This window comes from Mycobacterium mantenii (assembly GCF_001667865.1).
Lineage (GTDB): Bacteria > Actinomycetota > Actinomycetes > Mycobacteriales > Mycobacteriaceae > Mycobacterium > Mycobacterium mantenii_A.
Genome location: NZ_LZJP01000032.1, coordinates 27,627 through 50,352, shown reverse-complemented (window position 1 = coordinate 50,352; position 22,726 = coordinate 27,627). Strand labels below are relative to the sequence as shown.

Annotated in this window: 24 protein-coding genes; 17 read left to right on the top strand and 7 right to left on the bottom strand. The window is 66.9% G+C overall.

Going from position 1 to position 22,726, the window contains the following annotated elements; genetic code table 11:
• The first annotated feature begins 18 nt into the window (after positions 1–18).
• Together A5688_RS05220 and A5688_RS05215 are read left to right on the top strand one after the other, a co-directional pair.
• Positions 19–1,380 carry an aromatic ring-hydroxylating oxygenase subunit alpha gene (locus tag A5688_RS05220; RefSeq protein WP_120312428.1) on the top strand — a complete coding sequence of 454 codons (1,362 nt, stop codon included), beginning with the start codon at positions 19–21 and terminating at the stop codon, positions 1,378–1,380.
• Complete coding sequence (locus tag A5688_RS05215) at positions 1,377–3,077, top strand: FAD-binding protein (RefSeq protein WP_067913328.1); 1,701 nt, start codon at positions 1,377–1,379, stop codon at positions 3,075–3,077. The genes A5688_RS05220 and A5688_RS05215 overlap by 4 nt, the downstream gene beginning before the upstream one ends.
• On the opposite strand, the gene A5688_RS05210 is transcribed toward A5688_RS05215, so the two are convergent.
• On the bottom strand, positions 3,074–3,922 hold the full coding sequence (locus A5688_RS05210; protein ID WP_067913324.1) for an enoyl-CoA hydratase-related protein: 849 nt from the start codon (positions 3,920–3,922) through the stop codon (positions 3,074–3,076). The two genes, A5688_RS05215 and A5688_RS05210, sit on opposite strands and share 4 nt — an antisense overlap.
• A 112-nt stretch (positions 3,923–4,034) precedes the next feature.
• On the opposite strand from A5688_RS05210, the gene A5688_RS05205 reads away from it, so the two are divergent.
• From A5688_RS05205 to A5688_RS05190, 4 genes are all read left to right on the top strand, one after another.
• Positions 4,035–4,895 carry an SH3-like domain-containing protein gene (locus A5688_RS05205; protein WP_067913323.1) on the top strand — a complete coding sequence of 287 codons (861 nt, stop codon included), beginning with the start codon at positions 4,035–4,037 and terminating at the stop codon, positions 4,893–4,895.
• Positions 4,892–5,620 carry a thiocyanate hydrolase subunit gamma gene (gene scnC / locus A5688_RS05200; protein WP_067913320.1) on the top strand — a complete coding sequence of 243 codons (729 nt, stop codon included), beginning with the start codon at positions 4,892–4,894 and terminating at the stop codon, positions 5,618–5,620. Before A5688_RS05205 ends, scnC begins: the two co-directional genes overlap by 4 nt.
• Before the next feature lie 87 nt (positions 5,621–5,707).
• Complete coding sequence (locus A5688_RS05195) at positions 5,708–6,004, top strand: nitrile hydratase subunit beta (RefSeq protein ID WP_242660363.1); 297 nt, start codon at positions 5,708–5,710, stop codon at positions 6,002–6,004.
• Positions 6,005–6,306: 302 nt separating this feature from the next.
• Positions 6,307–7,683: a DEAD/DEAH box helicase gene (locus A5688_RS05190; RefSeq protein ID WP_067838806.1), complete on the top strand. Its 1,377-nt coding sequence runs from the start codon at positions 6,307–6,309 to the stop codon at positions 7,681–7,683.
• Between the two features lie 10 nt (positions 7,684–7,693).
• On the opposite strand, the gene A5688_RS05185 is transcribed toward A5688_RS05190, so the two are convergent.
• Positions 7,694–8,239 (bottom strand): class I SAM-dependent methyltransferase, encoded by a 546-nt coding sequence (locus tag A5688_RS05185; RefSeq protein WP_067838803.1) that lies wholly within the window; start codon positions 8,237–8,239, stop codon positions 7,694–7,696.
• A 102-nt stretch (positions 8,240–8,341) separates the two neighbouring features.
• Here A5688_RS05185 and A5688_RS05180 point away from each other — a divergent pair, with 102 nt between their 5' ends.
• Entirely contained in the window at positions 8,342–9,016 is a 675-nt protein-coding gene (locus A5688_RS05180) for a TetR/AcrR family transcriptional regulator (RefSeq protein WP_431602683.1), read from the top strand.
• Between the two features lie 30 nt (positions 9,017–9,046).
• Here A5688_RS05180 and A5688_RS05175 read toward each other — a convergent pair whose 3' ends face one another.
• Entirely contained in the window at positions 9,047–10,813 is a 1,767-nt protein-coding gene (locus A5688_RS05175) for an N-acyl-D-amino-acid deacylase family protein (protein WP_067838797.1), read from the bottom strand.
• 179 nt (positions 10,814–10,992) lie between these two features.
• On the opposite strand from A5688_RS05175, the gene A5688_RS05170 reads away from it, so the two are divergent.
• The 3 genes from A5688_RS05170 (at position 10,993) to A5688_RS05160 (ending at position 13,119) form a co-directional block, all read left to right on the top strand.
• Positions 10,993–11,664 (top strand): TetR/AcrR family transcriptional regulator, encoded by a 672-nt coding sequence (locus A5688_RS05170; RefSeq protein WP_067838794.1) that lies wholly within the window; start codon positions 10,993–10,995, stop codon positions 11,662–11,664.
• 163 nt (positions 11,665–11,827) lie between these two features.
• Positions 11,828–12,316: a hypothetical protein gene (locus A5688_RS05165; RefSeq protein WP_067838791.1), complete on the top strand. Its 489-nt coding sequence runs from the start codon at positions 11,828–11,830 to the stop codon at positions 12,314–12,316.
• A gap of 167 nt (positions 12,317–12,483) precedes the next feature.
• Entirely contained in the window at positions 12,484–13,119 is a 636-nt protein-coding gene (locus A5688_RS05160; protein ID WP_067838788.1) for a cutinase family protein, read from the top strand.
• Between the two features lie 14 nt (positions 13,120–13,133).
• Here A5688_RS05160 and A5688_RS05155 read toward each other — a convergent pair whose 3' ends face one another.
• The 3 genes from A5688_RS05155 to A5688_RS05145 form a co-directional block, all read right to left on the bottom strand.
• The gene (locus tag A5688_RS05155) at positions 13,134–13,517 is read right to left on the bottom strand and encodes a DUF5073 family protein (protein ID WP_067838785.1); all 384 of its coding nucleotides are present in this window, start codon (positions 13,515–13,517) and stop codon (positions 13,134–13,136) included.
• Positions 13,517–14,302 (bottom strand): heavy metal-binding domain-containing protein, encoded by a 786-nt coding sequence (locus tag A5688_RS05150; RefSeq protein ID WP_067838782.1) that lies wholly within the window; start codon positions 14,300–14,302, stop codon positions 13,517–13,519. Before A5688_RS05150 ends, A5688_RS05155 begins: the two co-directional genes overlap by 1 nt.
• Positions 14,303–14,503: 201 nt before the next feature.
• Positions 14,504–15,391 (bottom strand): SDR family NAD(P)-dependent oxidoreductase, encoded by an 888-nt coding sequence (locus A5688_RS05145; RefSeq protein WP_067913315.1) that lies wholly within the window; start codon positions 15,389–15,391, stop codon positions 14,504–14,506.
• A gap of 876 nt (positions 15,392–16,267) precedes the next feature.
• On the opposite strand from A5688_RS05145, the gene A5688_RS05140 reads away from it, so the two are divergent.
• The 4 genes from A5688_RS05140 to A5688_RS05125 all read left to right on the top strand — a co-directional run bounded on the left by A5688_RS05140 (position 16,268) and on the right by A5688_RS05125 (position 19,143).
• Positions 16,268–17,077, top strand: coding sequence for a SigB/SigF/SigG family RNA polymerase sigma factor (locus A5688_RS05140; protein ID WP_067838776.1), 810 nt, complete (start codon positions 16,268–16,270; stop codon positions 17,075–17,077).
• A 134-nt stretch (positions 17,078–17,211) separates the two neighbouring features.
• Positions 17,212–17,844 (top strand): hypothetical protein, encoded by a 633-nt coding sequence (locus A5688_RS05135; RefSeq protein WP_067913560.1) that lies wholly within the window; start codon positions 17,212–17,214, stop codon positions 17,842–17,844.
• Positions 17,845–17,874: 30 nt separating this feature from the next.
• A complete protein-coding gene (locus tag A5688_RS05130) occupies positions 17,875–18,366 on the top strand; it encodes a DUF2231 domain-containing protein (RefSeq protein ID WP_067838771.1) in 492 nt (163 codons plus the stop codon).
• Between the two features lie 144 nt (positions 18,367–18,510).
• A complete protein-coding gene (locus A5688_RS05125) occupies positions 18,511–19,143 on the top strand; it encodes a hypothetical protein (RefSeq protein ID WP_067913312.1) in 633 nt (210 codons plus the stop codon).
• Positions 19,144–19,158: 15 nt separating this feature from the next.
• On the opposite strand, the gene A5688_RS05120 is transcribed toward A5688_RS05125, so the two are convergent.
• Positions 19,159–19,635, bottom strand: a complete 477-nt coding sequence (locus A5688_RS05120) for a nitroreductase family deazaflavin-dependent oxidoreductase (RefSeq protein ID WP_067838765.1) — start codon at positions 19,633–19,635, stop codon at positions 19,159–19,161.
• 136 nt (positions 19,636–19,771) lie between these two features.
• Here A5688_RS05120 and A5688_RS05115 point away from each other — a divergent pair, with 136 nt between their 5' ends.
• From A5688_RS05115 to A5688_RS05105, 3 genes are read left to right on the top strand one after another with little or no spacing between them, the layout of a single operon-like run.
• Complete coding sequence (locus tag A5688_RS05115; protein WP_067913310.1) at positions 19,772–20,494, top strand: TetR family transcriptional regulator; 723 nt, start codon at positions 19,772–19,774, stop codon at positions 20,492–20,494.
• Positions 20,491–21,714 (top strand): cytochrome P450, encoded by a 1,224-nt coding sequence (locus tag A5688_RS05110; RefSeq protein WP_067913307.1) that lies wholly within the window; start codon positions 20,491–20,493, stop codon positions 21,712–21,714. Before A5688_RS05115 ends, A5688_RS05110 begins: the two co-directional genes overlap by 4 nt.
• Positions 21,708–22,655, top strand: coding sequence for an SDR family oxidoreductase (locus tag A5688_RS05105; protein WP_067913304.1), 948 nt, complete (start codon positions 21,708–21,710; stop codon positions 22,653–22,655). Before A5688_RS05110 ends, A5688_RS05105 begins: the two co-directional genes overlap by 7 nt.
• Positions 22,656–22,726 lie beyond the last annotated feature (71 nt).

Below are 22,726 nucleotides of genomic sequence, written 5' to 3'. Positions count from 1 at the left end.
GCCTCGCGCCGAGCGGGGGTGAACTGGACGCCGCTACCGGTGCCGTGGGCGGTCCAGACCGCCGATCGAATCCCCAAGCAGCGCTATTACGATCCGGATTTCTACGCGCTGGAAGCGGAGATGTTCTGGCCCCGGGTGTGGCAGATGGCGTGCCGGCTCGAGGAGATCCCCAAGGCGGGCGATTTCGTCGAATACGAAATCCTCGACGAATCCATCATCGTGGTCCGGGTGGACAACCAGACAGTGCGCGCCTACCACAACGCCTGCCGTCATCGCGGCGTGAAGCTGGTGGAGGGCAACGGCTCTCTTCCTGGGGCCCGCCGCACCTTCGTATGCCCATTCCACGGCTGGTGCTGGGGTATCGACGGGCGCAACACGTTCGTGCTGCGACCCGAGGCGTTCGCCGAAGAGAACATGGCCGCCGACGACCTGCAGCTGGTGTCCGTGCGCTGCGAACTCTGGGGTGGTTGCGCGTGGATCAACCTCGACGACGACGCTCCGGCATTGCGGGACTGGATGGAGCCGTTCGCGTCGATCTACGACGCGTGGCAGGTGGACTCGCTGCGCGTGGAGTGGTGGCAATCGTGCCGGCTACCGGTGAATTGGAAGCTGGCGACCGCGGCGTTCATGGAGGGTTACCACGTCCCGCAGACCCATCCGCAGCTGCTGCCGGCCGCGCAGACCGGCGAGCCCTCCGCGGCAGTACATCCCGTCGTCGCGAGCAGCCTGTACTTCATGCGCACCCTCGGCGACGGCATGGGTGGCATGACGCATGAAAACGACATCCGCATCGCCGAGGGCCTGCAGACCATCGAGTTGCCGGCCGACCCGGCCGCGGCGATGGCGGCGTGGCGCACCGCACTCAACGATGCCGTCGTCAACTGGCATCGCGCGCGCGGCAGTGGCATGCCCGATCTCAACGACCTGGTTCGCCGCGGGATCACCGACGCCATCGGATTCGCCTTTCCGCACCACTTCATCCTGCCGACCTACAGCAGCGCATCCTCGTATCGCATCCGCCCGCTGGGGCCCGAGGAGACGCTGTTCGAGATCTGGTCCCTTACCCGGTTTCCCGCGGACGCGTCGGCCGGCAAGCCCACGCCTCCGGAACCCATGGCACCCGATGACCCGCGCTGGCCGCCCATCCCGGCCCAGGATTTCTCCAATCTGCCACGACAGCAGAAGGGCCTGCACGCACGAGGCTTTGAATACATGCGGTTGTCCGACCAGATCGAGGGACTGATCTCCAATTTCGAACGCGTCATCGACGGGTTCCTGGCCGGCCTTCCATACACCACCCTGCTGCCCGCCATTCAGAAGACCAACACCACCATCGATGTGCCGATCGTCGATCTCGGCTTCGGTTCGGAGGCCCGATGACTACCCGCTGGGACCACTCCGTCGACCTGGTCATCGCCGGAAGCGGCGGGGGCGGCATGGTCGCCGGACTGGCCGCGCTGGACTGCGGGCTGGAACCGCTGATCATCGAAAAGCAGCCGCTGGTCGGCGGCTCGACGGGGCTCTCGGGCGGCATCGTCTGGCTGCCGAACAACCCGTTGATGCGGGCCGACGGCATCGCGGACTCACACGAGGACGGCCTGGCCTATCTGGCCGACGTGGTCGGCGACATCGGTGCGCCGTCCTCGCCGGAGCGACGCGAGATGTTCCTCACCGCGGGCTTCGAAATGATCAACTTCCTCACCCGCAAGGGGGTCGAACTGATCCGGTGTGCGGGCTGGAGCGACTACTACCCGAACCACAAGGGCGGCAACGCGTCCGGCCGGGCCGTCGAGGGCGTCCCGTTCGATGCCGCAAAGCTCGGCGCGTGGAGCGGCAAGGTGCAGCCCCCGCTGGCCAAGAACTATGGATATGTGGTGCTGACCAACGAGTTGCGGTCGGTCCAATATTTCAACCGCGCGCCACGCGCCTTCGCCGTGGCGTCCCGGGTATTCCTGCGCACCGCGATGGCACGGGCCCGGCGACGTCAGATCCTCACCAACGGCGCGTCGCTGATCGCCCAAATGCTCAAGGCGCTGCTGGATCTCAGCGACGGCAATCCCCCGCTGTGGACCGACGCCGCGATGGCCGACCTCGTCGTCGACGACGGACGCGTGGTCGGCGTGCGGGTCGTCCGCGGCGGCGAAACGTTGAATATCGAGGCCCGCAAGGGCGTGCTGTTGGCCGCCGGCGGTTTCGGCCACAACCCCGAGATGCGCCGCCGATACAGCGGTAACCAGCCGAACGAGGGCAAGTGGTCGATCGCCAACGCCGGCGACACCGGCGAGGTGCTCGAGGCGGCGATGCGGCTCGGCGCCAAGACCGACCTGCTGGACGAGGCATGGTGGCTGCCTTCGGTTTTCATCGCCAACGGTGGTGCCGTCGCCGCCTCGCTGGGATCCGGACGCCAGCGGCCCGGTGCCATCTACGTCGACTCGACCGGCCGCAGGTTCTGCAACGAGTCCAATTCCTACGTCGAGGTCGGCAAGGCGATGTACGCCAATAAGGCGGTGCCGTGCTGGATGATCTTCGACGAAGGGTATGTGCGCCGCTACGTCACCAGCGCCAATCCGTTAAAGCGGAACCAGCCGCTGCCCCCCGAGCTGATCGAGTCCGGTGCGATCAAGCGCGCCGCGACCATTTCCGGACTCGCCCACGAAATCGACCTGCCCGCCGAGGAACTGGCGCGCACGGTTCAGCGGTTCAACCACTTCGCGGCCAAGGGGCTGGATCCCGACTTCGGCCGCGGCCAGTCGGCCTACAACGACTGCCTCGGCGATCCCGGCTATCGGCCGAACGCCGCCATCGGCCCGCTCGACACCGCCCCGTACTACGCCACCAGGGTGCTACCCGCCGACGTCGGAACGTGCGGCGGCGTCGTCACCAACGAGCACGCGCAGGTCCTCGACGAACAGGATCGGGTGATCGAAGGCTTGTACGCCACCGGCAACACCACCGCGACGGTGATGGGGCGAACGTATCCGGGCGCCGGGGCGAGCATCGCCAGCTCGATGGTGTTCGGTTACGTCGCCGCGCGCCATGCCGCGGGGCGCAAGATTGCCGGCGAGATGAGCCGTTAGGCCCCAGGGGTTTCCGCGTCGTCGTGATCGACGAATTCACGTGGCTTCATCCCCGACCGCATCAACTCGGCCCGTCGCGCCTGCACGTCGGACGCGGCGCCGACCATGTTCGTCAAGATGTGACTGACCTGCAGATGCACCCGCATGCCCATCAATTCCCACGCGCGCTTCACGTTGTTCTTGACCGCCATCAGTGTGGTCAACGGGATCTGGGCGATCTTGCGCGCCATCTCCTCGACGGTGTCCTCGAGCTCGTCGCGCGGGACCACCCTGTTGAGCAGACCCCACTCGAGGGCCTGCTGCGCGGACAACGTCGGCGCCAGCAGCAGCCAGTCCATGGTGCGGTGCCAATTCATCAACAGCCACGGCTCGATCATCGTGTGCCCGCCGGGCTCGCCGAGGCTTTGGGCAAGCGGCATCTGGAAATACGCGTCCTCGGAGGCGACGCAGAAGTCGGTCAGCAGGCCCAGGTAGATCCCGCCGCCCATGCAGTAACCATGGATTTGCGAGATCGTCGGCTTGGGGAATTCCCACAGATACAGCGTCGGCCACAAGAACAGATCGGCGGTACCTTTGTAGAGGTCCTCGAACGTGTCCCCGAAATCCGGATACGGGTTTTCATCCGGGCCCCAGCGCGCGACATGGCCACCACAGAATCCCTTGCCGTTCGCCTTGAGGATGACGACCTTGATGTCCTTGTCACGGTCGGCCTCGTGCAGGCAACTGTCGACCTCGGTCACCAGGACCGCATCTTTGGTGTTGGCCTTGTCCACCCGGTTCAGAATGATCCGCGCAATCGGCGGTTCGCGCTCGTAGATGACCGCTTCCAGGACGCGCCGCTCCATCCCGCAGACATTACCGGAGACCGCCACACTCCGAATTCGCTTTGCGGTTGCGCAATGTCAGCGGTTGGAGTGAAGTGTATGGAAGCGCTGGATCAGCCGGAATGGAGCTGTGATGACGACTGCGTCGGACCGGGCGGCACGGCTGGACCTGGTGGCCCGGCTGCAATCCTCCTACCCCGAACTCCCGGACGCTCCCACACCGGATCTCATTGACCACGAACGTTTCAACGCCTACGTCAAGACCCCGCACGATGTCGGAGGCGAGCCGGACGCTCCCGCCGAATACGAGAACAAGCAGTACGAGATCTGGGAAGAGAACACCTACATCATGTGCGAGGTGCTCGGCTGGCGCGGGATCTGGCTGTCCGAGGAACGCCGCCGGATGGGCAACGTCGACCTCGGCCGCACCATCTATCTCGGCCTTCCCTATTACGGGCGGTGGTTGCTCGCCGTGGTGCGCGTCCTCGTCGAAAAACACCACATCGGGTTGAGCGAGTTGGCCGAGCGCATGGCCCAGGTGAAGGCACGGTATGAGGGCGGCTTGGCGGGAAAGCCGTTGCGGGCCGAGCCCGAATTCGAAGGCGACCCTGCGAAGGTCAGACGCAACGAACACCACATCCACGCCGTCGGCAAAGGTGATCCGCAGATTTTTGCCGGGCGGGCCGGCGAGCCGAAGTTCCGGGTCGGCGACAGGGTCGTCGTGAAGGACCTGCCCGTCCTCCTCTATACCCGCACCCAGGAGTACGTGCGGGGCGCGCAAGGTGAGATCGCCGTCGTCACATACGAAAGCCCCGCCGCCGAAGACGAGACGTGGGCGGGCCCGGATCAGAAACCCGAGTGGTTCTACATCGTTCGGTTCAACCAGTCCGAGCTCTGGCACGGCTACACCGGCCCCACCAACGACACGCTGCAAACCGAGATACCCGAGCGATGGCTCGAGGCGGCCGTTCACTCCGAGGGGACATCCGCATGACCGCTCACGATCATGACCCCGCCCACGATCACGACCGCGATCACGACCGCACCGCCGCACCGATGGTGAACGAGATCACCGACTTCGAGGTCCTGGAGATCGCCCTTCGTGAATTGTGCATCGAGAAGGGCATTTTCACCGCGGAGGAACACCGCCGCATGACCGAGTACGCCGAACAGATCGGCCCAACCCCGGCGGCGCGCCTGGTGGCGAGGGCCTGGCTCGACCCGGACTTCAAAGATCTGGTCATCTCCGATCCCCTGGCGGCCAGCAAGGAGGTCGGGGTCGACTGGTTGGAGCCCACGGGTTTCGGCACCCCCAGCGACTTCACGGCCTTCCACGTTCTGGTGGACACGCCCACCCTGCACCACGTCATCGTGTGCACCTTGTGCTCCTGCTATCCGCGTCCGATTCTGGGCAATTCGCCCGAGTGGTACCGCACGCCCAACTATCGCCGCCGCATCGTGCGCTGGCCGCGCCAGGTGCTTGCGGAGTTCGGGCTCTATCTCCCCGAAAACGTCGAGATCCGGGTGGAGGACTCCAACCAGAAACACCGCTTCATGGTGATGCCGGTGCGTCCCGAAGGGACCGAGGGCTGGACCGAGGACCAGCTGGTCGAAATCGTCACTCGCGATTGCCTGATCGGTGTCGCGCTCCCCAAAGCGGGAGTGACCGCGAACGTGATCACCGAAACCCGACCGGCCATCCATCCTGTCGACGGCTGAACCCGGGGTAGACAGGTGAGCAGTCCAGAAAGGCCCACGATCGCGCCGTTGGCGGAAATCGTTGAACGCGACCAGGTCTGGAGCCGGATGGCGGCGAAACATGGCGTCGACAATCCGGTGCCGCCGTGGAAAACGAGCCTTGACGGCATGTGCGATGCCCTGGACCAAAGCGGTTGCGGCACAGAGGTGCTCAGTTTCATCGACCGGCGAAACGAAGAGGACTCCCTGTCCGCAACAGTCTATGCGAACCTGCCCTATCCAGAGAATCGGCTGGTGGCATTGGCGCACTCGCTCGTTGCGCGCGGCGTCATCGGCGAGGCCGAGCTGGCCGAGCGACTGGCGGCCGTCCGCACCAGGCTAGAAGCCGGCGAAGCAGACACCTGAGCTTCCGGCGCAATACCCCGCTTCGACCGCCTGTTTCGCCGTTCGTTGCCGGATAGGCTAGACTGACGACAACGTTGGTCTCACCACACTGAATGCCAACACCGTCGTGGAACGCTTCCTCATCCCCTTCTTGCCAGCCAGAGTTCGCGCTGAGCACTGAATCCAGATGATCCGTGCATCCGCACTAGCTTGTCTCGCGGCGATCGATTTTGCCGACCGGCAATCTCGCCCCTCAGTGCCGATGGCTGCGCGACGATGACGTCTGAGCCCCGGCACCACCGATGCCGGAAAGGCACCGAAAAGTGACTAACGACAAGACTTTCGCCGATCTCGGCGTGCGCACCCGCCTGGTCGATGCGCTCGCCAAGCGCGGCATCACACATCCATTCCCGATTCAGGTCGAAACCCTGCCCGACACGCTCGCCGGTCGCGACGTGCTCGGTCGCGGAAAGACGGGCAGCGGCAAGACGCTGGCGTTCTCGATCCCGCTGGTCACCCGCCTGTCGGACCGAAGCCGGCGCCCCTCACGGCCATCAGGCCTGGTGCTCGCGCCGACCCGTGAGTTGGCGACGCAGATCACAGCGACGCTCGAGCCGCTGGCGGCGGCCTGCGGCCTGCGGATCACCACGATCTTCGGCGGCGTTTCGCAAACCCGTCAGGTGGCCGCCCTCAAATCCGGGGTCGACATCGTGGTGGCCTGCCCGGGCCGGCTCGAGGATCTGATGAAGCAGCGCTTGGTCAGCCTCGAGGCCGTCGAAATCACCGTCATCGACGAAGCCGATCACATGGCCGATCTGGGCTTCCTGCCCGGCGTCACCCGGATCCTGACCGCCACCCCGAATGGCGGCCAGCGGCTGCTGTTTTCGGCGACCCTGGACAACGGCGTCGACAAGCTCGTCAAGCGGTTCCTCCAGAACGAGGTGCTGCACTCGGTCGACGGGGCCGATTCGCCGGTGGCTCAGATGACCCATCACGTGTTCCACGTTGCCAACGCCGAGACCAAGAAGGAAGTCGTGCACCGACTGGCTTCGGGCACCGGGCGCCGAATTCTGTTCATGCGCACCAAGCATCAGGCCCGCAAGCTGGCCAGGCAGCTCACCGAATCGGGAGTCCCGTCGGTCGACCTGCACGGGAACCTGTCTCAGCCCGCCCGCGAGCGCAACCTCGCGATGTTCGCCTCCGGCGGTGCCCGCGTGCTGGTGGCCACCGATATCGCCGCGCGCGGCGTACATGTCGATGAGGTCGAGCTGGTCGTGCACATCGACCCACCGAGTGAGCACAAGTCGTACCTGCATCGGTCCGGGCGCACCGCGCGGGCCGGAAGCGCCGGTGACGTCGTCACCGTGGTGCTGCCCGAGCAGCGCCACGACACCCAGGCGCTGCTGCGCAAGGCCGGCATCAAGGTCGCCCCTCAGCAGGTGACGGCCGCATCGGAGGCGGTGCAAGCGCTCGTGGGTGAGGTCGCGCCCTACCAGGCACCCACACCCGCCCGCGAACCCTCGCGCGCCCCTGCGCAGCACCGGACCAACTCCGGCGGCCAGCAGCGCCGCCGGCGGAGCAGCAGGTCGCCGAGGACCACTCCCGGACCCACCGAATCGGCGCTGTCCCACCGCAGCGGTACACCCTCGCGACGGCCGGATCGTCGCCGCTCGAGCCGCGCGCAGGGAAGCGCCGGCTAGACCGAGCGCTTCAGCGCCGGGCCAGCAGCCACGCCTGACCGTCGCCTTCGCCGGCGCCGATCAGGTCCAGGCCGGCGAAGGCCGCGGGCAGCTCGCCGGGCGCGGCGCGGAAGGGACCGGGACTCGCCCCGACCTCGCTCAGCGCGGCGATCGCCAGCAGCCCGCCCGGCGCCAGCCGCTCGATGATAGCGCGGTCGAGGCGCGGGTCCCGGAACTTGCAGCACAGGATGACCTCGACCGGGGCCCCCGCCGGCAGACCGCCGTCGAAATCGACGACATCGAAGCGACAGCGGTCGCCCACCGCGGCACGCTGGGCCAGCTCGCGCGCGTGGCCGATGGCCACCGGGGAGACGTCCAACCCCACCACCTGCAGGCCGCGTGAGGCCAGCCACACCGCGCCGGTCCCCTGCCCGCAGGCGAGGTCGAGGGCCCTGCCGGCCGTGGGGAACAGATCCGCATGGCCCGCGAAGACACGGGGCGGCGCAACCGAACTCAACGGCGGTGGCCCCAACGCCGCGTACCGTTCGTCCCAGCGCTGCCGGTCCGCTTCGCCCATAGGCGCCACTGTAGGACCAGGACTGTAGGACCAGGCGCACCAATCGCAGCCAGACTGGTTCTAGACAGCTGTCCGTAAATCCTTGCCGGTGTCGAATTACCCATGCGGCCTTGCCGGCATCCGCGCGACAGAAGGGCCAGCAAGGAGGCGAGTCGACAGCGCGTTGCGGATGTTGTTGGCGGCGGGCCCCGTTTCTACACTGGACGGGTGTCTAGAGATGCCACCGCGGCCCGGCGCTCGGACCGTCGGCCCGGGCAGACCATCCGCAAGGTTCTCGACGCCGGGTTGGCGGAGCTGCGCCAATCTTCCTACGCGAACCTGACGATGCGCGCGGTGGCGACTCGTGCCGGGGTGTCACCGGCCAGCGCCTACACCTACTTTCCGTCGAAAAGCGCGCTGGTCGCGGCGGTGTATCTGCGCTTCCTGCGGGACCTGCCGCTGCACACCGACGTCAACGACACGACGAAGACCAGGGTCAGCGCGACGCTGCGGGACATGGCCGTCGTCGTCGCCGATGAGCCGGAGCTGACCGCCGCGTGCGGTGCGGCCCTGATGGCCGACGATCCGGCGGTCGCCCCCATTCGGGAACAGATCGGCGAGGAAGTGGCCAAGCGGATCGGCGCAGCGCTCGGTCCGGGATGGCCCCGAGCGGTGAAATCCACTTTGCAGATGACCTTTTCCGGCGCGCTGATGACCGCCCGGTTCGTCAGCTTCGCCGAAATCTCCGGACAGCTCGATGAGGCGGTCAACCTCATCCTGGGTGCCTCGGTGGCCTGAAAGCCCCGGCGCCCCAGGCGAATAGCGCGCCTAACCGATGTAGGCCGGCTTTCGCGCCGGGCTGCCCGCCCGGAGGAACTCACCGAACCGCTCCTCGCCCAGCTCCGGTGCGGCCTTACCCGCGCCGAAGGCGAGTTTCCCGGACACCAGCACCGCAGTGACCGTCTCGTCGTTGCGGTTCACCATCCGCGACAGCCCGCCGTAGGACTCGACGGGATGCTCGGCGTAGCGGTCCAGTGACTCGTCGAGCTTGTCGGGATTGATGACGACGATGTCGGCGCGGTCGCCCTCACGCAGGGTGCCGGCGTCGATCTCGTACCACGCCCCGAGTTCACCGGTGAGCCGGTGCACCGCGTGCTCCATCGACATGAACGGCGTCCCCCGCCTCTCGGCGTCGCGCACGTGGCGCAGCAGCCGCAGACCGGAGTTGTAGAACGCCATGTTGCGCAGGTGCGCGCCCGCGTCCGAGAACCCCATCTGAACATTCGGGCTCTGCGCCAGCTTCCTGAGCAGTTCGGGCCGGTGGTTGGAGATGGTGGTGCGCCAGCGCAGCTTTTCGCCGTGCTCGAGCACCAGATCGAGGAACGCGTCGACCGGATGCAAACCGCCGCGTTCCAGGCCCACCTGCCCGAACGACTTACCGACCACGGATTCATCGGGGCATGCCACGATGTCGGCGTCGAAGAAGTCGCGGTGCCACACCCGGGGCCCGTATTTCTGGTCGTAATCCTTGCGGAACTGACGCCGATAGCCTTCGTCGCGCATCAGCTCGTTGCGGGCGATCTCGTCCTGCAAATGCAGGGCCGCGGCGCCGGACCCGAACTCCTCGAAGATCACCAGCGAAATCCCGTCGGCGTAGACCTCGAACGGCACCGGCAGATGCTGCCAGCGGAAATCGGCGCCGAGCGCGTTGACCATCCGCGCCAGCCAGTCCATCAGATAGATGACCGGCGGCAGGGACTTGACGTCCGCGGCCGACAGCAGGCTGGTCTTCAACCGGCGGCGGCCCACCCCGAGCGAGGTGGCGAGCTGGGAGACGATCGACAGCGGATTCTTGATGTCGGGCCCCGACTGCAGGATTTTGTTGCGCCGCCGCAGGATCGCGTTCAACCGCCGGAGTTCACGCGGCTTGGCGTAGGTCGACGGCAGGGTGCGCGATCTGCACACCTCACCGTCGAGTTTGTCGAACAACAGTTGCTGCGAGGACAACCCCACGAAGCCTTCGTCGAGAGCCTCTTCCAGCATCGACTCCATCCGCGCGAGTTCCGACGCAGACGGGCGGGTGTCCTTGCGGGTTGCCCGGTCCAGTCCCATCGTCGCGGCGCGCATGTCGGAGTGACCGATGAACGCCGCAATGTTGGGACCCAGGTTCAGCCGCTCGAGTGCGGCCACATATTCCTTGGGGCTGTCCCACGACCGCGCCCGGTTGAGGTGCTCGATGACATGGCGCCGGGGAATCGCCTCGACCCGGCCGAAGATGTCGCCCGCGTCGACGTTGTCCAGGTACACGGTGGACAGCGAGCAGGAGCCCAGCATCACGGTGGTCACCCCGTGCCGCAGCGACTCGGAAAGCGCCGGCTCGCAGAGCGTTTCGATGTCGTAGTGGGTGTGGATGTCGATGATGCCGGGAATCACCCACTGCCCCGTGGCGTCGATGACCTGGGCGCCGGTCGTGTCGAGCGGCCCCTTGGCGATCGTGACGACGCGGCCGTCACGCACCCCGATGTCCCGCAACGCCGACGGACCGCCCAGCCCATCGAACCAGCGTCCGTTCGTGATCACGGTGTCGTACTGCATCGGTCGGCCTCTCTGTCGCGCCGGAGCCCCCGGATCCGCAAGTGATCATACATACTGCGCAGATCGTCTCGCCGCGTTGTCGGCGCCGACCCGGCGGTTAGCCAGCAACGATGGCGTCGCGGCAGACGCTATGATCCAGCTGTGGGGTTCACCGGCTACGGGTTTGCCGCCCGTTAATCATGCGCAGTCACGGTTGGGCGGGAAACACGCCCGCGTCCGATGCGGAGGCGATCGAGCGCATCCTCGACGCCGCCGACAAGATCATCGACGAACGTGGTTCGGCGATGCGGATCGCCGACGTGGCGCGGGCCCTGGGGGTGACCCGGCAGACCGTCTATCGGTACTTCCCCGGCACGCAAGCATTGTTGGTGGCGTCCGCGATGCGCTCGGCCGACGGTTTCCTCGACCGGATGGCGGCCCATCTCGAGGGCGTCACCGACCCGGTGCTGGCCATCACCGAGGGAATGGCCTTCGCCGTCGAAGAGCTGGCCTCGGACAACCAGGTTGAATTCGTGCTCAACCAGCGCCACCGTGGCGGCCATAAGGTTTCGATCATCTCCGATACCGCGTTGGCGTTCGGTCATTCGATGCTCCATCGTTACGACATCGACTGGGAACAGTACGGTTTCGACGAAGCGGGCCTGGACGAGCTGAACGAATTCTCGCTGCGGGTCCTGCATTCCTTCCTGGCCGACCCCGGACGGCCGCCGCGCAGCGGTGCCGATCTTCGGCGCTATCTCACCCGCTGGATCGGGCCGGCGATCGCCTATCCCCAGATGGTCCGCGCGATGGATGCGCTCGGCGACGCGGAGCCGCCGCGAACCCGCCGGCGGTCGTCGAGGGCGTCCTGACCCGGACGGGCGGGGTCGCCAGCCTGACCATACATTTTTGTCAGTATGTCCGGACGTATCAGCCGCTCCGACGCCGCCGCTGCGGTCAGGCGGTTGATCTGTTACGCGGGTTCGGCGATCCTCAACGTGCCGATGTTGTCCGCCAATCCAAGGAGGACTCGACGTGGTGGGTCTGGCACAGGTCGCGCTGAACAGCGCGCCCATCCTCGGCGGCGCATTGCTCGCCACTGCTGCGGGGCAATTCAGGGGTCCGGATTATCGAGATGCGATCAAACAGGACCTGGAGCTGCTCGATCGACTTGCGCCCGAGGACACGGCCCGGCGCGCCGAATTGCGGCGCACCATCGAAGATCGCATCGACGACCTCATCGACGCCGCGGATCGCACCCGTGCGCTACGCCGGGCCGCACTGTCGTACCACGGCAACTGGCGAGACGGCGTCCTGCTGCTGTGCGCGGTGCTCTTCACGATCATCTGGTGGAACGTCAGCCACAGCAGGGACAACTGGCTGCCGATGTTCGTCGCGCTGATCCTGCTGTGCGTGGTGGCCGCCGCCTATGCATTCCGCGGCGCGGTGCGGGCGAGCCATTCGGTACTCCGTGGCCGGGGCGGGAAGAAGCGGCGGGGTCGCGACACCGGGGCGGCCGGCTAGTGGTCGACGGGCCGGCCCAGGTGCGGCTGGATCATTCCGGGTGACACGGTAATTGGAGGTCTTCGTCACATCCGGGCCCGTGGGCGACCGCGTAACGCGCGCTCGTGGCCGTCCTGTGGCAGGATCGCGATGTGAAACCGCGTCCCCTCGCTGTGCTGACTTGTGCTGTGCTGGCGCCGATTTGGGCCCTACTGGCCGGCCCGGTCCCCTCGGCGTCCGCGGGTCCATGCCCCGACGTCGAGGTGGTGTTCGCGCGGGGAACCACCGAGCCACCCGGCGTCGGCCGGATCGGCCAGAGCTTCGTTGACACCTTGCGCTCGCACGTCGGCGGCAAGTCGGTCGGCGTATATCCGGTCGACTATCCGGCCACCACTGATTTCCCCACGGCCGTCGACGGCATCAGCGACGCCGGCAACCACGTCGAGCAGATGGCGGCCAACTGCCCCCGCACCAAGATGGTGCTGGGCGGCTACTCGCAGGGCGCCGCGGTGATCGGCTTCGTCACCGAGAGCGCCGTGCCCGATGGTGTGCACCTGGTGCAGGCGCTGCAGCCGATGCCGGCGGACGTGGCCAGCCACGTGGCCGCGGTGGCGCTGTTCGGCAAGCCGTCGACCCAGTTCATGAGCATCATCAACGAGCCGCCGGTGACCATCGGGCCGCTGTATTCGGCCAAAACCCTCGAATTGTGCGTCCCCGGCGACCCCGTCTGTTCCGGCGCGGGCAACCCGGCCGCCCACCGCCAATACGTCGAGGCGGGAATGGTCGACCAAGCGGCCGATTTCGCCGCCAATCGGCTCTCGTAGGGCGCTCGATCGCCTCAGGCGCCAGCGCCTGATCCCGCCTCGAGCGCTTCCACCGCCGCATCGATGTTGGCGAGGATCGTCGGCCCGTGATGGTGCACCACCTGCCCGAGCGCGCGGGCGATGTGCGGAGCGACGGCGCCGGCCGCAAGCACTTCGTCCGCCAGGACAATGCCCTTGACGACGTGGGCGGCGCTCACGTGACCCGCGGGGGTGACCTCGTATCGCCAGTCACCGATGTGGACCTGCTCGGGCCGCGACCGGAAGATACCCCGCCGTGCCGGCACCACGGTGACGCCCGGAACTCCACCGAAAACCTTGAGCACCAACCCAACTCCCCCGGGCCCGGCCAGTGCGGCCGCTACCGCCCGGCTGACCCGCTCGGGATCGAAACTCGTCATCAATCGCTCATCGGCAGGACGAAGGACGGCGTCAGCGTTTGCGGTTGGCCGATGCGACGCACCGCCGTGCCCGCCACGTAGAACTCGACCGTGTGATGGCCCCACGCATAGTTCGAGATGGCGAAGTGCACTCCGACGACGCCGTTTCCGCCGTCACGTTCGGCCTCGCTCTGCATGCGCGACATCGCCAGCTCCCGGGCCTGATAGCTGCCTTGAGTCCATTGCGGCATCTCCGCATTGCGTCCCACCTGACCAAGCGTTCGCAGGAAGCCTTGCACGGCAACATGAAACACGCAGTTGCCCATCACGAAGGCGACCGGGGCGTACCCGGACCGCAATAGGGTCGTCAAGTCCTGTCCGGACAGGTGGCTGGTGAAGGCTTGCCCGTTGGGCCGTCGATACGCCCCCGGTTTCTCCACATACCGCACCGCGGTGCCCACGGCGATGAACTCGAGGTGCTCGCCCTCGCCCTGATGGCGCCATTCGAGGCGAACCCCCACGACTCCGTCGGCGCCCAGCGCGTCGGCCTCGGCCTGCATCCGCGACATCGCATTCCAGCGGGCGCGGTAGGTCGCGTCGGTGAGGACCGGCAGTTCCGATTGCTGCCTGATCCCGGTGAACTGATAGCCCACGTGGTAGACGGAGACCCCCATCACCAGTTCGATGGGTTCGAATCCGGCCCCGTGCAGCAGGGCGAATTCGTTGATCGACAGGTCGGACGTGAATACCTGGCCGGCGTGCGACAGTCGTTCGCTGGCGATCGGGTCGAGCGGATTCGGTTGCATGCTGGAAGCACCCTCCTGCGGTTGGCGAGGACAGCGTAGGTCGCACGACGGCAGCACGCACCCTAAGTGGTGATTTCAGGGCAGATGAGCCACCACCGCCCGCTTTGCGCGGCCGATGCGAAGGTCCTTCGGTTCGCCGGGCCGGCCGCACCGCGCGGGCCCGGACAGGGCCGACCGGTTAGTTTGCTGGTGCCCGGGTCGTCAGTCGCTCGCGCCCACGAACATGTGGTGAACCTCCGGCACCGACCACGGCCCGGCCTGATGGTGGTCGCGGTAGCCCAGCAGCCGCGGCGTCTGGCGGTCGAAGCGGCCCACGAAACCGCCTGCGGCAACCAGGATTTGACCTGTCACGTCACGCGATAAGTCACTCGCGAGGTAGGCGTAGACCGGTGCGACGAACTCGGGCGGCGCGCTGTCGAGCGACGCCCGCATCGTCATCTCGTCGAGCAGCCCACGGCGGTGCAGGTCTTCGATGTGTTTTTCGTACTCGGCACCGGTGGACAGCCGCGTCCTGGCGCCGGGACACACCACGTTGGCCCGCACGCCGTGGGGCTTCAATTCGGCGGCGATGGCCATCGTCAGGGCGTTGACGGCGCCCTTACCCGCCGGATATCCGGTCCCGCCGTAGTCACCCAGAAACGCCACCGAGCTGGTGTTGATGATGGCTCCGTGCCCCTGTGCGGCCAGCACCGGAGCGGCCACCCGGCAGGTGTGGAAGGCCGTGCCCAGGTGGGCGCCGATCAGGCGGTCGAACTCGTCCGGGGAGATGGTCAGGATGGACGAACCGGGGGGCTCGGCGATACCCGCGCAGTTGATCAGCGTGTCCAGCCGCCCGAACGCGCTCACGCATTCGTCGACGAGCGATCGGGCAACGCGCTCTTCGTCCGCGGGTCCCACCACCGCGGTGGCCCGCCCGCCCGCCGCCGTGATCGCCGCGACCGTCTCCCGCACGGCCCGTTCGTCACGCCCATTGACGACCACACCGGCGCCGAGGTTGCCCAGCAGCTCGGCGACCGCGCGTCCGATACCGCGGCTGCCCCCCGAGACCACCACGCCCCGTCCGGCCAGCGAAGCCTCGGTCCCGGTCATCGCCCGCCCCGGGCGGGCCCACCCCGTGGTCCACGTAAACCGTTGCGCGCGAATTGCTCTCGGCGCCGGCGGTGGGCCGGGCGCTCGATTGAGGTCACGAACATTAGGCGAACAGTACCCAGCCGCATCAGAAATGAGAACCGACGCCACCCAAGGCCGGATGCGCGACCCGGACCGCATCGAGCAATCTCTACCAACCGGATGGTTGGGCAGGGTTGGGACGCCCGCATCGCAGCGCAATCGCACCGCGGCAGGCCGCGGTGCCGACGACGCCAGCGCCGTCGGCAATCGCCCCGCCGGGCCTCCTGCTACACCGGCGTGAATCAGGTCACCGCCCAACGGATCGGGAAACCAAAATGGCCGAAATGTTGTTTGCGGGCGGCGACCCGCCCTCCCTCACGCCTCGATGGATGAAAACCCAACACCGCAGTTCGGCGCCGGCACCGCCGCACCGGGTGGATTCGGCGGCCTCGCATCGATGGCTTGCTAGAGCCCCACTGGCATGCGGCGCCAACCGGCGGGAAAGGCCCCCGACCCACTTCGACAACGGCGCGCCGGGTGATGCGAGGGGGCGTATAGTCTCCAATGAAGTCCGTTATGGACGTGTCGCCGTTTAGCTAAAAGCGGTCCAGTCAGCCGCACGGCTACTGAGCTTGGTATGACTCCGGCGAATCAGCCCCAGTCAGCTCCCCGCTCCTTCGTGCGCGTCGACCGAATCGGCCGTCCTGCGGATCGAGATGCAGTGGAGGCGAGAAGTGCGCGTAGCTGCGACCCAGCCCTCTCTGCATACGACTCTAGGAGTGAGTCAGCAATGCAAACTTGTTCTCGCGCAACCGTTTACACGATTCTTCGAGTGAACGTTGGGTGCGCCACCCGATGACCAATGTAATTTCTGCAACCCGTCCGGCTCCGCCGCCGACCACGAAGAATGACGATTCATACGACGATGTCGTCGAAATGTTTCTGGCGCTGCAGCAACTGCCCGCCGAATCGCACGAGTACGCCCATCAGCGCGAACGCATCGTGTCTCGGTGCCTGCCGCTGGCAGACCATGTGGCCAGCCACTTCGCCCGCCGGGGCGAGGGCCTGGAAGACCTGATTCAGGTCGCGCGGCTGGGGCTGATGAACGCCGTCAACCGGTTCGATCCCGCGAAAGGTCCGAGCTTCATCGGGTTCGCGGTGCCCACCATGATGGGAGAGGTCCGGCGTTACTTCCGCGATTACAGCTGGGGGATGCGCGTCCCGCGGCGTCTGCGTGAGCTGCACGTGCAGATCAGCAGGACGACCGCGGACCTGTCCCAACAGCTCGGGCGCGCACCCACCGCCGGTGAGCTTTCCCAGGTGCTCGAGGTTCCCCGCGAGGAGATCGTCGAATGCCTCGTCGCGGGCGACGCGTATCGGCTCGACTCCCTGGATGCGCCGCTGGGCGCCGACAGTTCGGGCACGCCCCGCTCGGTGGCCGACTCGGTCGGCGATATCGATCCACAGATCGAGCACATCACCAATCGGGAAGCGCTGCGGGTTCTGGTGGCCACCCTCCCGGAGCGCGAACGCGAGGTATTGCGCATGCGGTTCTTCGAATCCATGACGCAAAGCCAGATCGCGGAGCGGATCGGGGTCTCGCAGATGCAGGTGTCCCGCATCCTGGCAAACACGCTGAGCTCCCTGCGCGATCAACTCGAGTAGCCCGGCTCAACTCTCCCAGGACGCTGCGCGGCATCCCCTGCCGCGCAGCAATGTACTGTGCGATCGAAGGACGATCCGACATCGAAGGACGATCCGACTTTGTCGCCAGGAAGACCTGGAAGGAGCCCGACCCGATGAGGATGTCACCAGCGGTGGTCGCGGGTGTCGCAGCGACGACGGCACTGGCGGTTTCGATAGCCGGCTGTGGCGGCAACAAGCCGCAGCCGTCGCCGTCGAAGTCGGGATCGGCTACCTCGGCGACATCGGCCACCAGCAGCCCGGGTCCGGCCCCGGCATCATCGGTGCCGGGCCAGCCCAACGAATACGCCAAGCTGCTCATCCAGCCCAGTGACATCAACGCCCCGGTCCCCTTCACCGCCGCGCCCCCGACCGGCAACCCCAACGGCCAGCCGGGCGTGGCGACCACCTTCAAAGACGACGACGGTAGTCACGCCATCAAGGTCACCATCGACGTCTACGACGACCCCGACTCCGCCACGAACGCGTTGAACGCCGCAAAGGGGCAACAGGGCGGCATGATCAAGGATCCGTCCACGCAACCGTCGAACATCGGCAGCGGCGGAACGATGTTGATGGGCAACACCCCGGACCGCAGCAAGGGCGTGGTCATCCTGCTCTTCACCGAGGGCAAGGCGTTCGCCACGCTGGAATTCGATGGCCCGACCGACACGCTGGCCCCGCCGGAGTTCGTCAATGACGTCGGCCAGAAGCAAGATGCGGCCATCAAGAAGGGGCTCGGCGGCTAACCGCTGCGCTACCACCATCGGGGAGACACTGTGGACATCATCAACGGCATGCCGGCTCATGCCCTGCTGCTGCATTTGGTCGTGGTGCTGGTGCCGTTGACCGCCCTGCTCGTCATCGTGTGCGCGATATGGCCGGCGGCCCGGCGCGGGCAGCTGATGTGGCTCACGCTGCTCCTGGCCGCAATCACCATGGTGGTCACGCCCATCACCATCAATGCCGGCGGATGGCTCTACGACTTGAGAACGAATCCCAGCCCGATCCTGCGCGAACACGCCGAGCGCGGCAGCCTGATGAATTACTTCTCCGCCGCGCTGCTGGCGGTTGCCGTCGTGCTCGTCATCCTCCGGGTGATCGAGCGCCGCTCCGAGAAGAGCCGCGTCGCCGCCCAGGCACTCGTCGCGATCCTTGCGCTGGCTGCGGGGATCTCGTCGATGGTTCAGATCTACCGCGTGGGCGACGCAGGCGCGCAATCGGTCTGGGGCAGCGAGATCGCGCACCTGACCAAGAACCGCGCGGGCTGACGACGGCGCGCGGCAACTACCCTCGCCGCAGCCCGGGCGGGTACCGCCGGGGTAACTGCCACGCACTAACCACGTTCCCCAGCATGGGTGCTCGTGTTGCGTTACCGTTTGCGGTGTCGAAGCCGGGGGCGGAAGGAAACGTCCATGAGCAAATTCTCGAGGCTTGCGGTTGGGATGTCGCTGACGGCGGCGCTGGCCGGCGCGGCGGTCGCCGGCTGCGGCAGCGGATCGAAGTCATCGCCGGCCACCTCGTCGTCGACCGCCTCGAGTTCGGCCACCTCGAGTTCGGCCGGCCACGCCGCTACGCCGACGTCCGCATCGGCCCAACCGTCGGACTACACCCGGTTACTCATCGCGGCCGGCGATATCGACGCACCCGAGGTCTTCACGGCCACCCCGCCGACCAACAACCCGAACGGCCAGCCCGGGGCCAGCACCACCTTCAGCAACAACGACCGCACGCACGTGATCATTGACAGCATTCAGATCCTGCCCGATCCCGCGGCCGCGCAGCGCGCGCTGGAATCGGCCAAGTCGACCCACGACGGTTACGTCCACGGGACGCCCGAGCCGATCGCCGTCGGCACCGGTGGCACCACGATCTCGGGCCCGTCGCCCGACGGCGCCAAGGGAGTGACCGTGCTGATGTTCACCGAGGGCAGGGCCTTCGTCGAATTGGAATTCGACGGGCCGCCCAGCGCCCTGGTGCCGCCGGATTTCGTGACCGACGTGGGCCAAAAACAAGACGCCGCAGTAAAGAACGGCCTCGGCGGCTAGAGACGGTCGCTCCAATCACCGGGTGGGCGTCAGAAGAAACAGCCGAAACCGGCGGCGGCCGGCGCGATCCTGGGCGAGCCGATAATTCGGCCAGGACGCCAGCGCCTCGGCCCACGCTTCGTCGCGCTCCGCGCCACCGAGCAGCCGCACCGTCGTCACGAAACGGCGGCCACGCCGGCGCACGGTGACCCGTTGCGCCGCTTTGAGATTCGCCGACCAGGACGGGTGACAGGCGCGCCCCCAATTCGATCCGACCAGCAGCAGGCCGTCGCGGAACGGGACGTACTGCACTGTCGCGCTGCGGGCGAGACCGGTCTTGCGGCCCGACACGGTGATCCGCACGTTGGGCAGGCCGGCCAGATCGAGCACACCGAGCCGTCCGCCCGTCAGGAACCGCAGCAGGGATTCGAGGCCTTCCACGACCTGACGACCGCCCAGGACCAGCCAGCGGTACGCCGTCGGGTTGCGGGCCAACCGCTGCAGCGGATTCATTCCGACGACTGTATTCCCCGGATACCGGGTCGGGGCGTCAGGACGATGAAATGCCGTCGACGAACCGGGGTTTCGGTGACCATCGCGTTGCGGCGGGAGCCGGATAAATAAACTGCTTGATTTAACACGGCGCGGGGTGTTCACTGAGGCGATGACTGCCGAGCGGATCGCTCGCTCCGACAGGTCGACGGGCACCCGGGAGGCCATCCTGTCGGCCGCCGAAGTGCTCTTCGCCGAACGCGGGATGTATGCCGTCTCGAACCGGCAGATCAGCGAGGCGGCCGGACAGGGCAACAACGCCGCGGCCTGTTACCACTTCGGCACCAGGGTCGACCTGCTCCGCGCGATCGAGAGCAAGCATCGCGAGCCGATCGAGAAGCTGCGCGCCCAGATGCTGGCCGTCATCGGCGATTCGACCGAGCTACGCGATTGGGTCGGCGCGCTGGTCCGGCCCTTGACCGATCATCTGTCCGCGCTGGGCACCCCGACCTGGTACGCCCGATTCGCCGCGCAGGCCATGGCCGACCCCACCTACCGCCACGTGGTCACCAAAGACGCATTGGCGTCGCCGTTGCTGGTGCAGACGCTCGACGGCATCAACCGCTGCCTTCCGGAGCTGCCCAAGCGGGTGCGGTCCGAACGGATGGTGATGGTGCGCAACCTGCTCATGCACACCTGCGCGGAACACGAAGGCGCACTGGCCGAACACGGACCCCGGTCGCGTTCGCCGTGGCCGGTGGCCGGCGAAGGACTGATCGACGCGATCGTCGGCCTGTGGCGCGCACCGGTCCACGTGGGCGCGGCCGGCGGCCAACCAGCACAGCCCACGGCGCAGGCCAACAACCGAGGAGCACGATGACCGAAGGATCCACCGCCACCGATATCCCGGAGTTCCCGATGACGCGGGCGCCCGGCTGCCCGTTCGCCCCGCCTCCGAAGGTGTTGGAGCTCAACGCCGACAAGCAGCTGAGCAGGGTCCGGATCTGGGACGGCAGCACCCCCTGGCTGATCCACGGTTACGACGCGATACGCGCGCTGTTCACCGACTCGCGCACCAGTGTCGACGACCGGCTGCCGGGCTATCCGCACTGGAACGCGGGCATGCTGGCCACCGTGCACAAGCGCCCACGCTCGGTGTTCACCTCCGACGCCGAGGAACACACCCGGTTCCGCCGGATGCTGTCGAAACCGTTCACCTTCAAGCGGGTTGAGGCGTTACGGCCGGCGATACAGAAGATCACCGACGACCACATCGACGCCCTGCTGGCGGGCCCGAAGCCAGGCGACATCGTCAGCACCGTGTCGCTGCCGGTCCCCTCCCTGGTCATCAGCGAACTGCTCGGCGTGCCCTATGAGGACGCGGAATTCTTCCAGACGCAAGCCCAGCGGGGCATGGGCCGCTACGCGACCGAGGAGGACACCGCCCAGGGCGCCGCCTCGTTGGCGAAGTACCTGGCCAACCTGGTTCGGACAAAAATGCAAAGCCCCTCAGAGGATTTGGTGTCCGACCTCGCCGAGCGGGTCAACGCCGAGGAACTCAGCGTGCGGGAGGCCGCGCAACTGGCCACCGGCGTGCTGATCGCGGGCCACGAGACCACCGCGAACATGATCAGCCTGAGCATCGCGGCGTTGCTCGAACATCCCGACCAGCGTGCGCTGCTGCGCGACACCGACGATCCGAAGGTGATCGCCACCGCGGTCGAAGAGCTGATGCGCTACCTGAGCATCATCCAGACCGGACAGCGGCGAATCGCCGTCGAGGACATCGAGATTGGCGGTGAAATCATCCGGGCGGGCGACGGCATCATCCTGGACGTGGCCCCGGCGAATTGGGATGCCCGCCAGTTCCCCAACCCGGACCGGCTGGACCTGCTCCGTGAAGACGGGCCGCACGTCGGGTTCGGCTACGGGCGCCACCAATGCGTGGGTCAGCAGCTGGCGCGCATGGAATTGCAGATCGTGTTACCCACGCTGCTGCGCCGCGTCCCGACACTGCAGCTCGCGGTGCCGCTGGATGAACTTCCGTTCAAGCACGACGCGCTGGCCTACGGTCTCTACGAGCTGCCCGTGACATGGTAAAGCCCGATCTGTCGCTGGACGTTCCCGATCTGCGTGGCAGATTCGCCGTAGTTACCGGGGCCAACAGCGGTTTGGGGTTCGGGCTGGCGAAGCGGCTCTCAGCCGCGGGCGCCGATGTGGTGATGGCGATCCGCGACCGGGTCAAGGGCGATCGGGCGATCGCCGAGATCCGCCGGGAGGTACCGCAGGCCAAGCTCAGCATCAGGCAGCTCGACCTGTCGTCGCTGGCCGGCGTCGCCACGCTGAGCGAGGAATTGATCGCAGCAGGTCGCCCGATCGACATCCTGATCAACAACGCGGGCGTCATGACGCCCCCGCAACGGCAACAGACCAGCGACGGATTCGAATTGCAGTTCGGGACAAACCATTTGGGTCATTTCGCGTTGACCGGACGGCTGCTGGGGTTGCTCCGGGCGGCGGAATCCGCGCGCGTCGTCACCGTCAGCAGCATCGCCGCGACCCAGCGCGGCCTCGAATTCGGCGACGTCAACGCGCAACGCGGCTACAAACCCATGCACTCCTACGGGATTGCCAAGTTGGCGCAGCTGATGTTCGCCGTCGAACTGGATCGGCGCAGCCGCCAGGAGGGCTGGGGGTTGATGTCCAACGCCGCGCACCCCGGCCTGTCCAAAACCAACCTGCTCAGTGGCGCCTCGTACGGCCGCACCAAACCGACGTTGCAGGCCCGGATCACGCTGCTGACGTGGCGGCTGCTGCCGTTCATGTGGCTCGACATCGACGAAGGCATCAAGCCGACCCTCTACGCGGCGGCATCACCGGATGCGCAGGGCGGCAAATACTACGGGCCGCGCGGCTTCTACGAAACGGCCAGGGGCGGGGTCACTTTCGCCGGTGTTCCCCGCCTGGCGCGCAGCGAGCCCGACATGCGGCGGCTGTGGCAGCTCTCCGAACAGCTCACCGGCGTGAGCTATCCGGGTTGACATCGAAAGTGGTGACAGATGGCGTTCGTCGGTCGCAGTGACGTCAAAGACCCGGGTGCGCTCCCCGGTGC

Coding starts and splice junctions, on each gene's coding strand:
- A5688_RS05215 (WP_067913328.1), top strand. CDS start 1,377: ATGACTACCCGCTGGGACCACTCCGTCGACCTGGTCATCGCCGGAAGC.
- A5688_RS05210 (WP_067913324.1), bottom strand. CDS start 3,922: ATGGAGCGGCGCGTCCTGGAAGCGGTCATCTACGAGCGCGAACCGCCG.
- A5688_RS05205 (WP_067913323.1), top strand. CDS start 4,035: ATGACGACTGCGTCGGACCGGGCGGCACGGCTGGACCTGGTGGCCCGG.
- scnC (WP_067913320.1), top strand. CDS start 4,892: ATGACCGCTCACGATCATGACCCCGCCCACGATCACGACCGCGATCAC.
- A5688_RS05195 (WP_242660363.1), top strand. CDS start 5,708: ATGGCGGCGAAACATGGCGTCGACAATCCGGTGCCGCCGTGGAAAACG.
- A5688_RS05185 (WP_067838803.1), bottom strand. CDS start 8,239: ATGGGCGAAGCGGACCGGCAGCGCTGGGACGAACGGTACGCGGCGTTG.
- A5688_RS05180 (WP_431602683.1), top strand. CDS start 8,342: ATGCGGCCTTGCCGGCATCCGCGCGACAGAAGGGCCAGCAAGGAGGCG.
- A5688_RS05175 (WP_067838797.1), bottom strand. CDS start 10,813: ATGCAGTACGACACCGTGATCACGAACGGACGCTGGTTCGATGGGCTG.
- A5688_RS05170 (WP_067838794.1), top strand. CDS start 10,993: ATGCGCAGTCACGGTTGGGCGGGAAACACGCCCGCGTCCGATGCGGAG.
- A5688_RS05155 (WP_067838785.1), bottom strand. CDS start 13,517: ATGACGAGTTTCGATCCCGAGCGGGTCAGCCGGGCGGTAGCGGCCGCA.
- A5688_RS05150 (WP_067838782.1), bottom strand. CDS start 14,302: ATGCAACCGAATCCGCTCGACCCGATCGCCAGCGAACGACTGTCGCAC.
- A5688_RS05145 (WP_067913315.1), bottom strand. CDS start 15,391: ATGACCGGGACCGAGGCTTCGCTGGCCGGACGGGGCGTGGTGGTCTCG.
- A5688_RS05140 (WP_067838776.1), top strand. CDS start 16,268: ATGACCAATGTAATTTCTGCAACCCGTCCGGCTCCGCCGCCGACCACG.
- A5688_RS05135 (WP_067913560.1), top strand. CDS start 17,212: ATGAGGATGTCACCAGCGGTGGTCGCGGGTGTCGCAGCGACGACGGCA.
- A5688_RS05125 (WP_067913312.1), top strand. CDS start 18,511: ATGAGCAAATTCTCGAGGCTTGCGGTTGGGATGTCGCTGACGGCGGCG.
- A5688_RS05120 (WP_067838765.1), bottom strand. CDS start 19,635: ATGAATCCGCTGCAGCGGTTGGCCCGCAACCCGACGGCGTACCGCTGG.
- A5688_RS05110 (WP_067913307.1), top strand. CDS start 20,491: ATGACCGAAGGATCCACCGCCACCGATATCCCGGAGTTCCCGATGACG.
- A5688_RS05105 (WP_067913304.1), top strand. CDS start 21,708: ATGGTAAAGCCCGATCTGTCGCTGGACGTTCCCGATCTGCGTGGCAGA.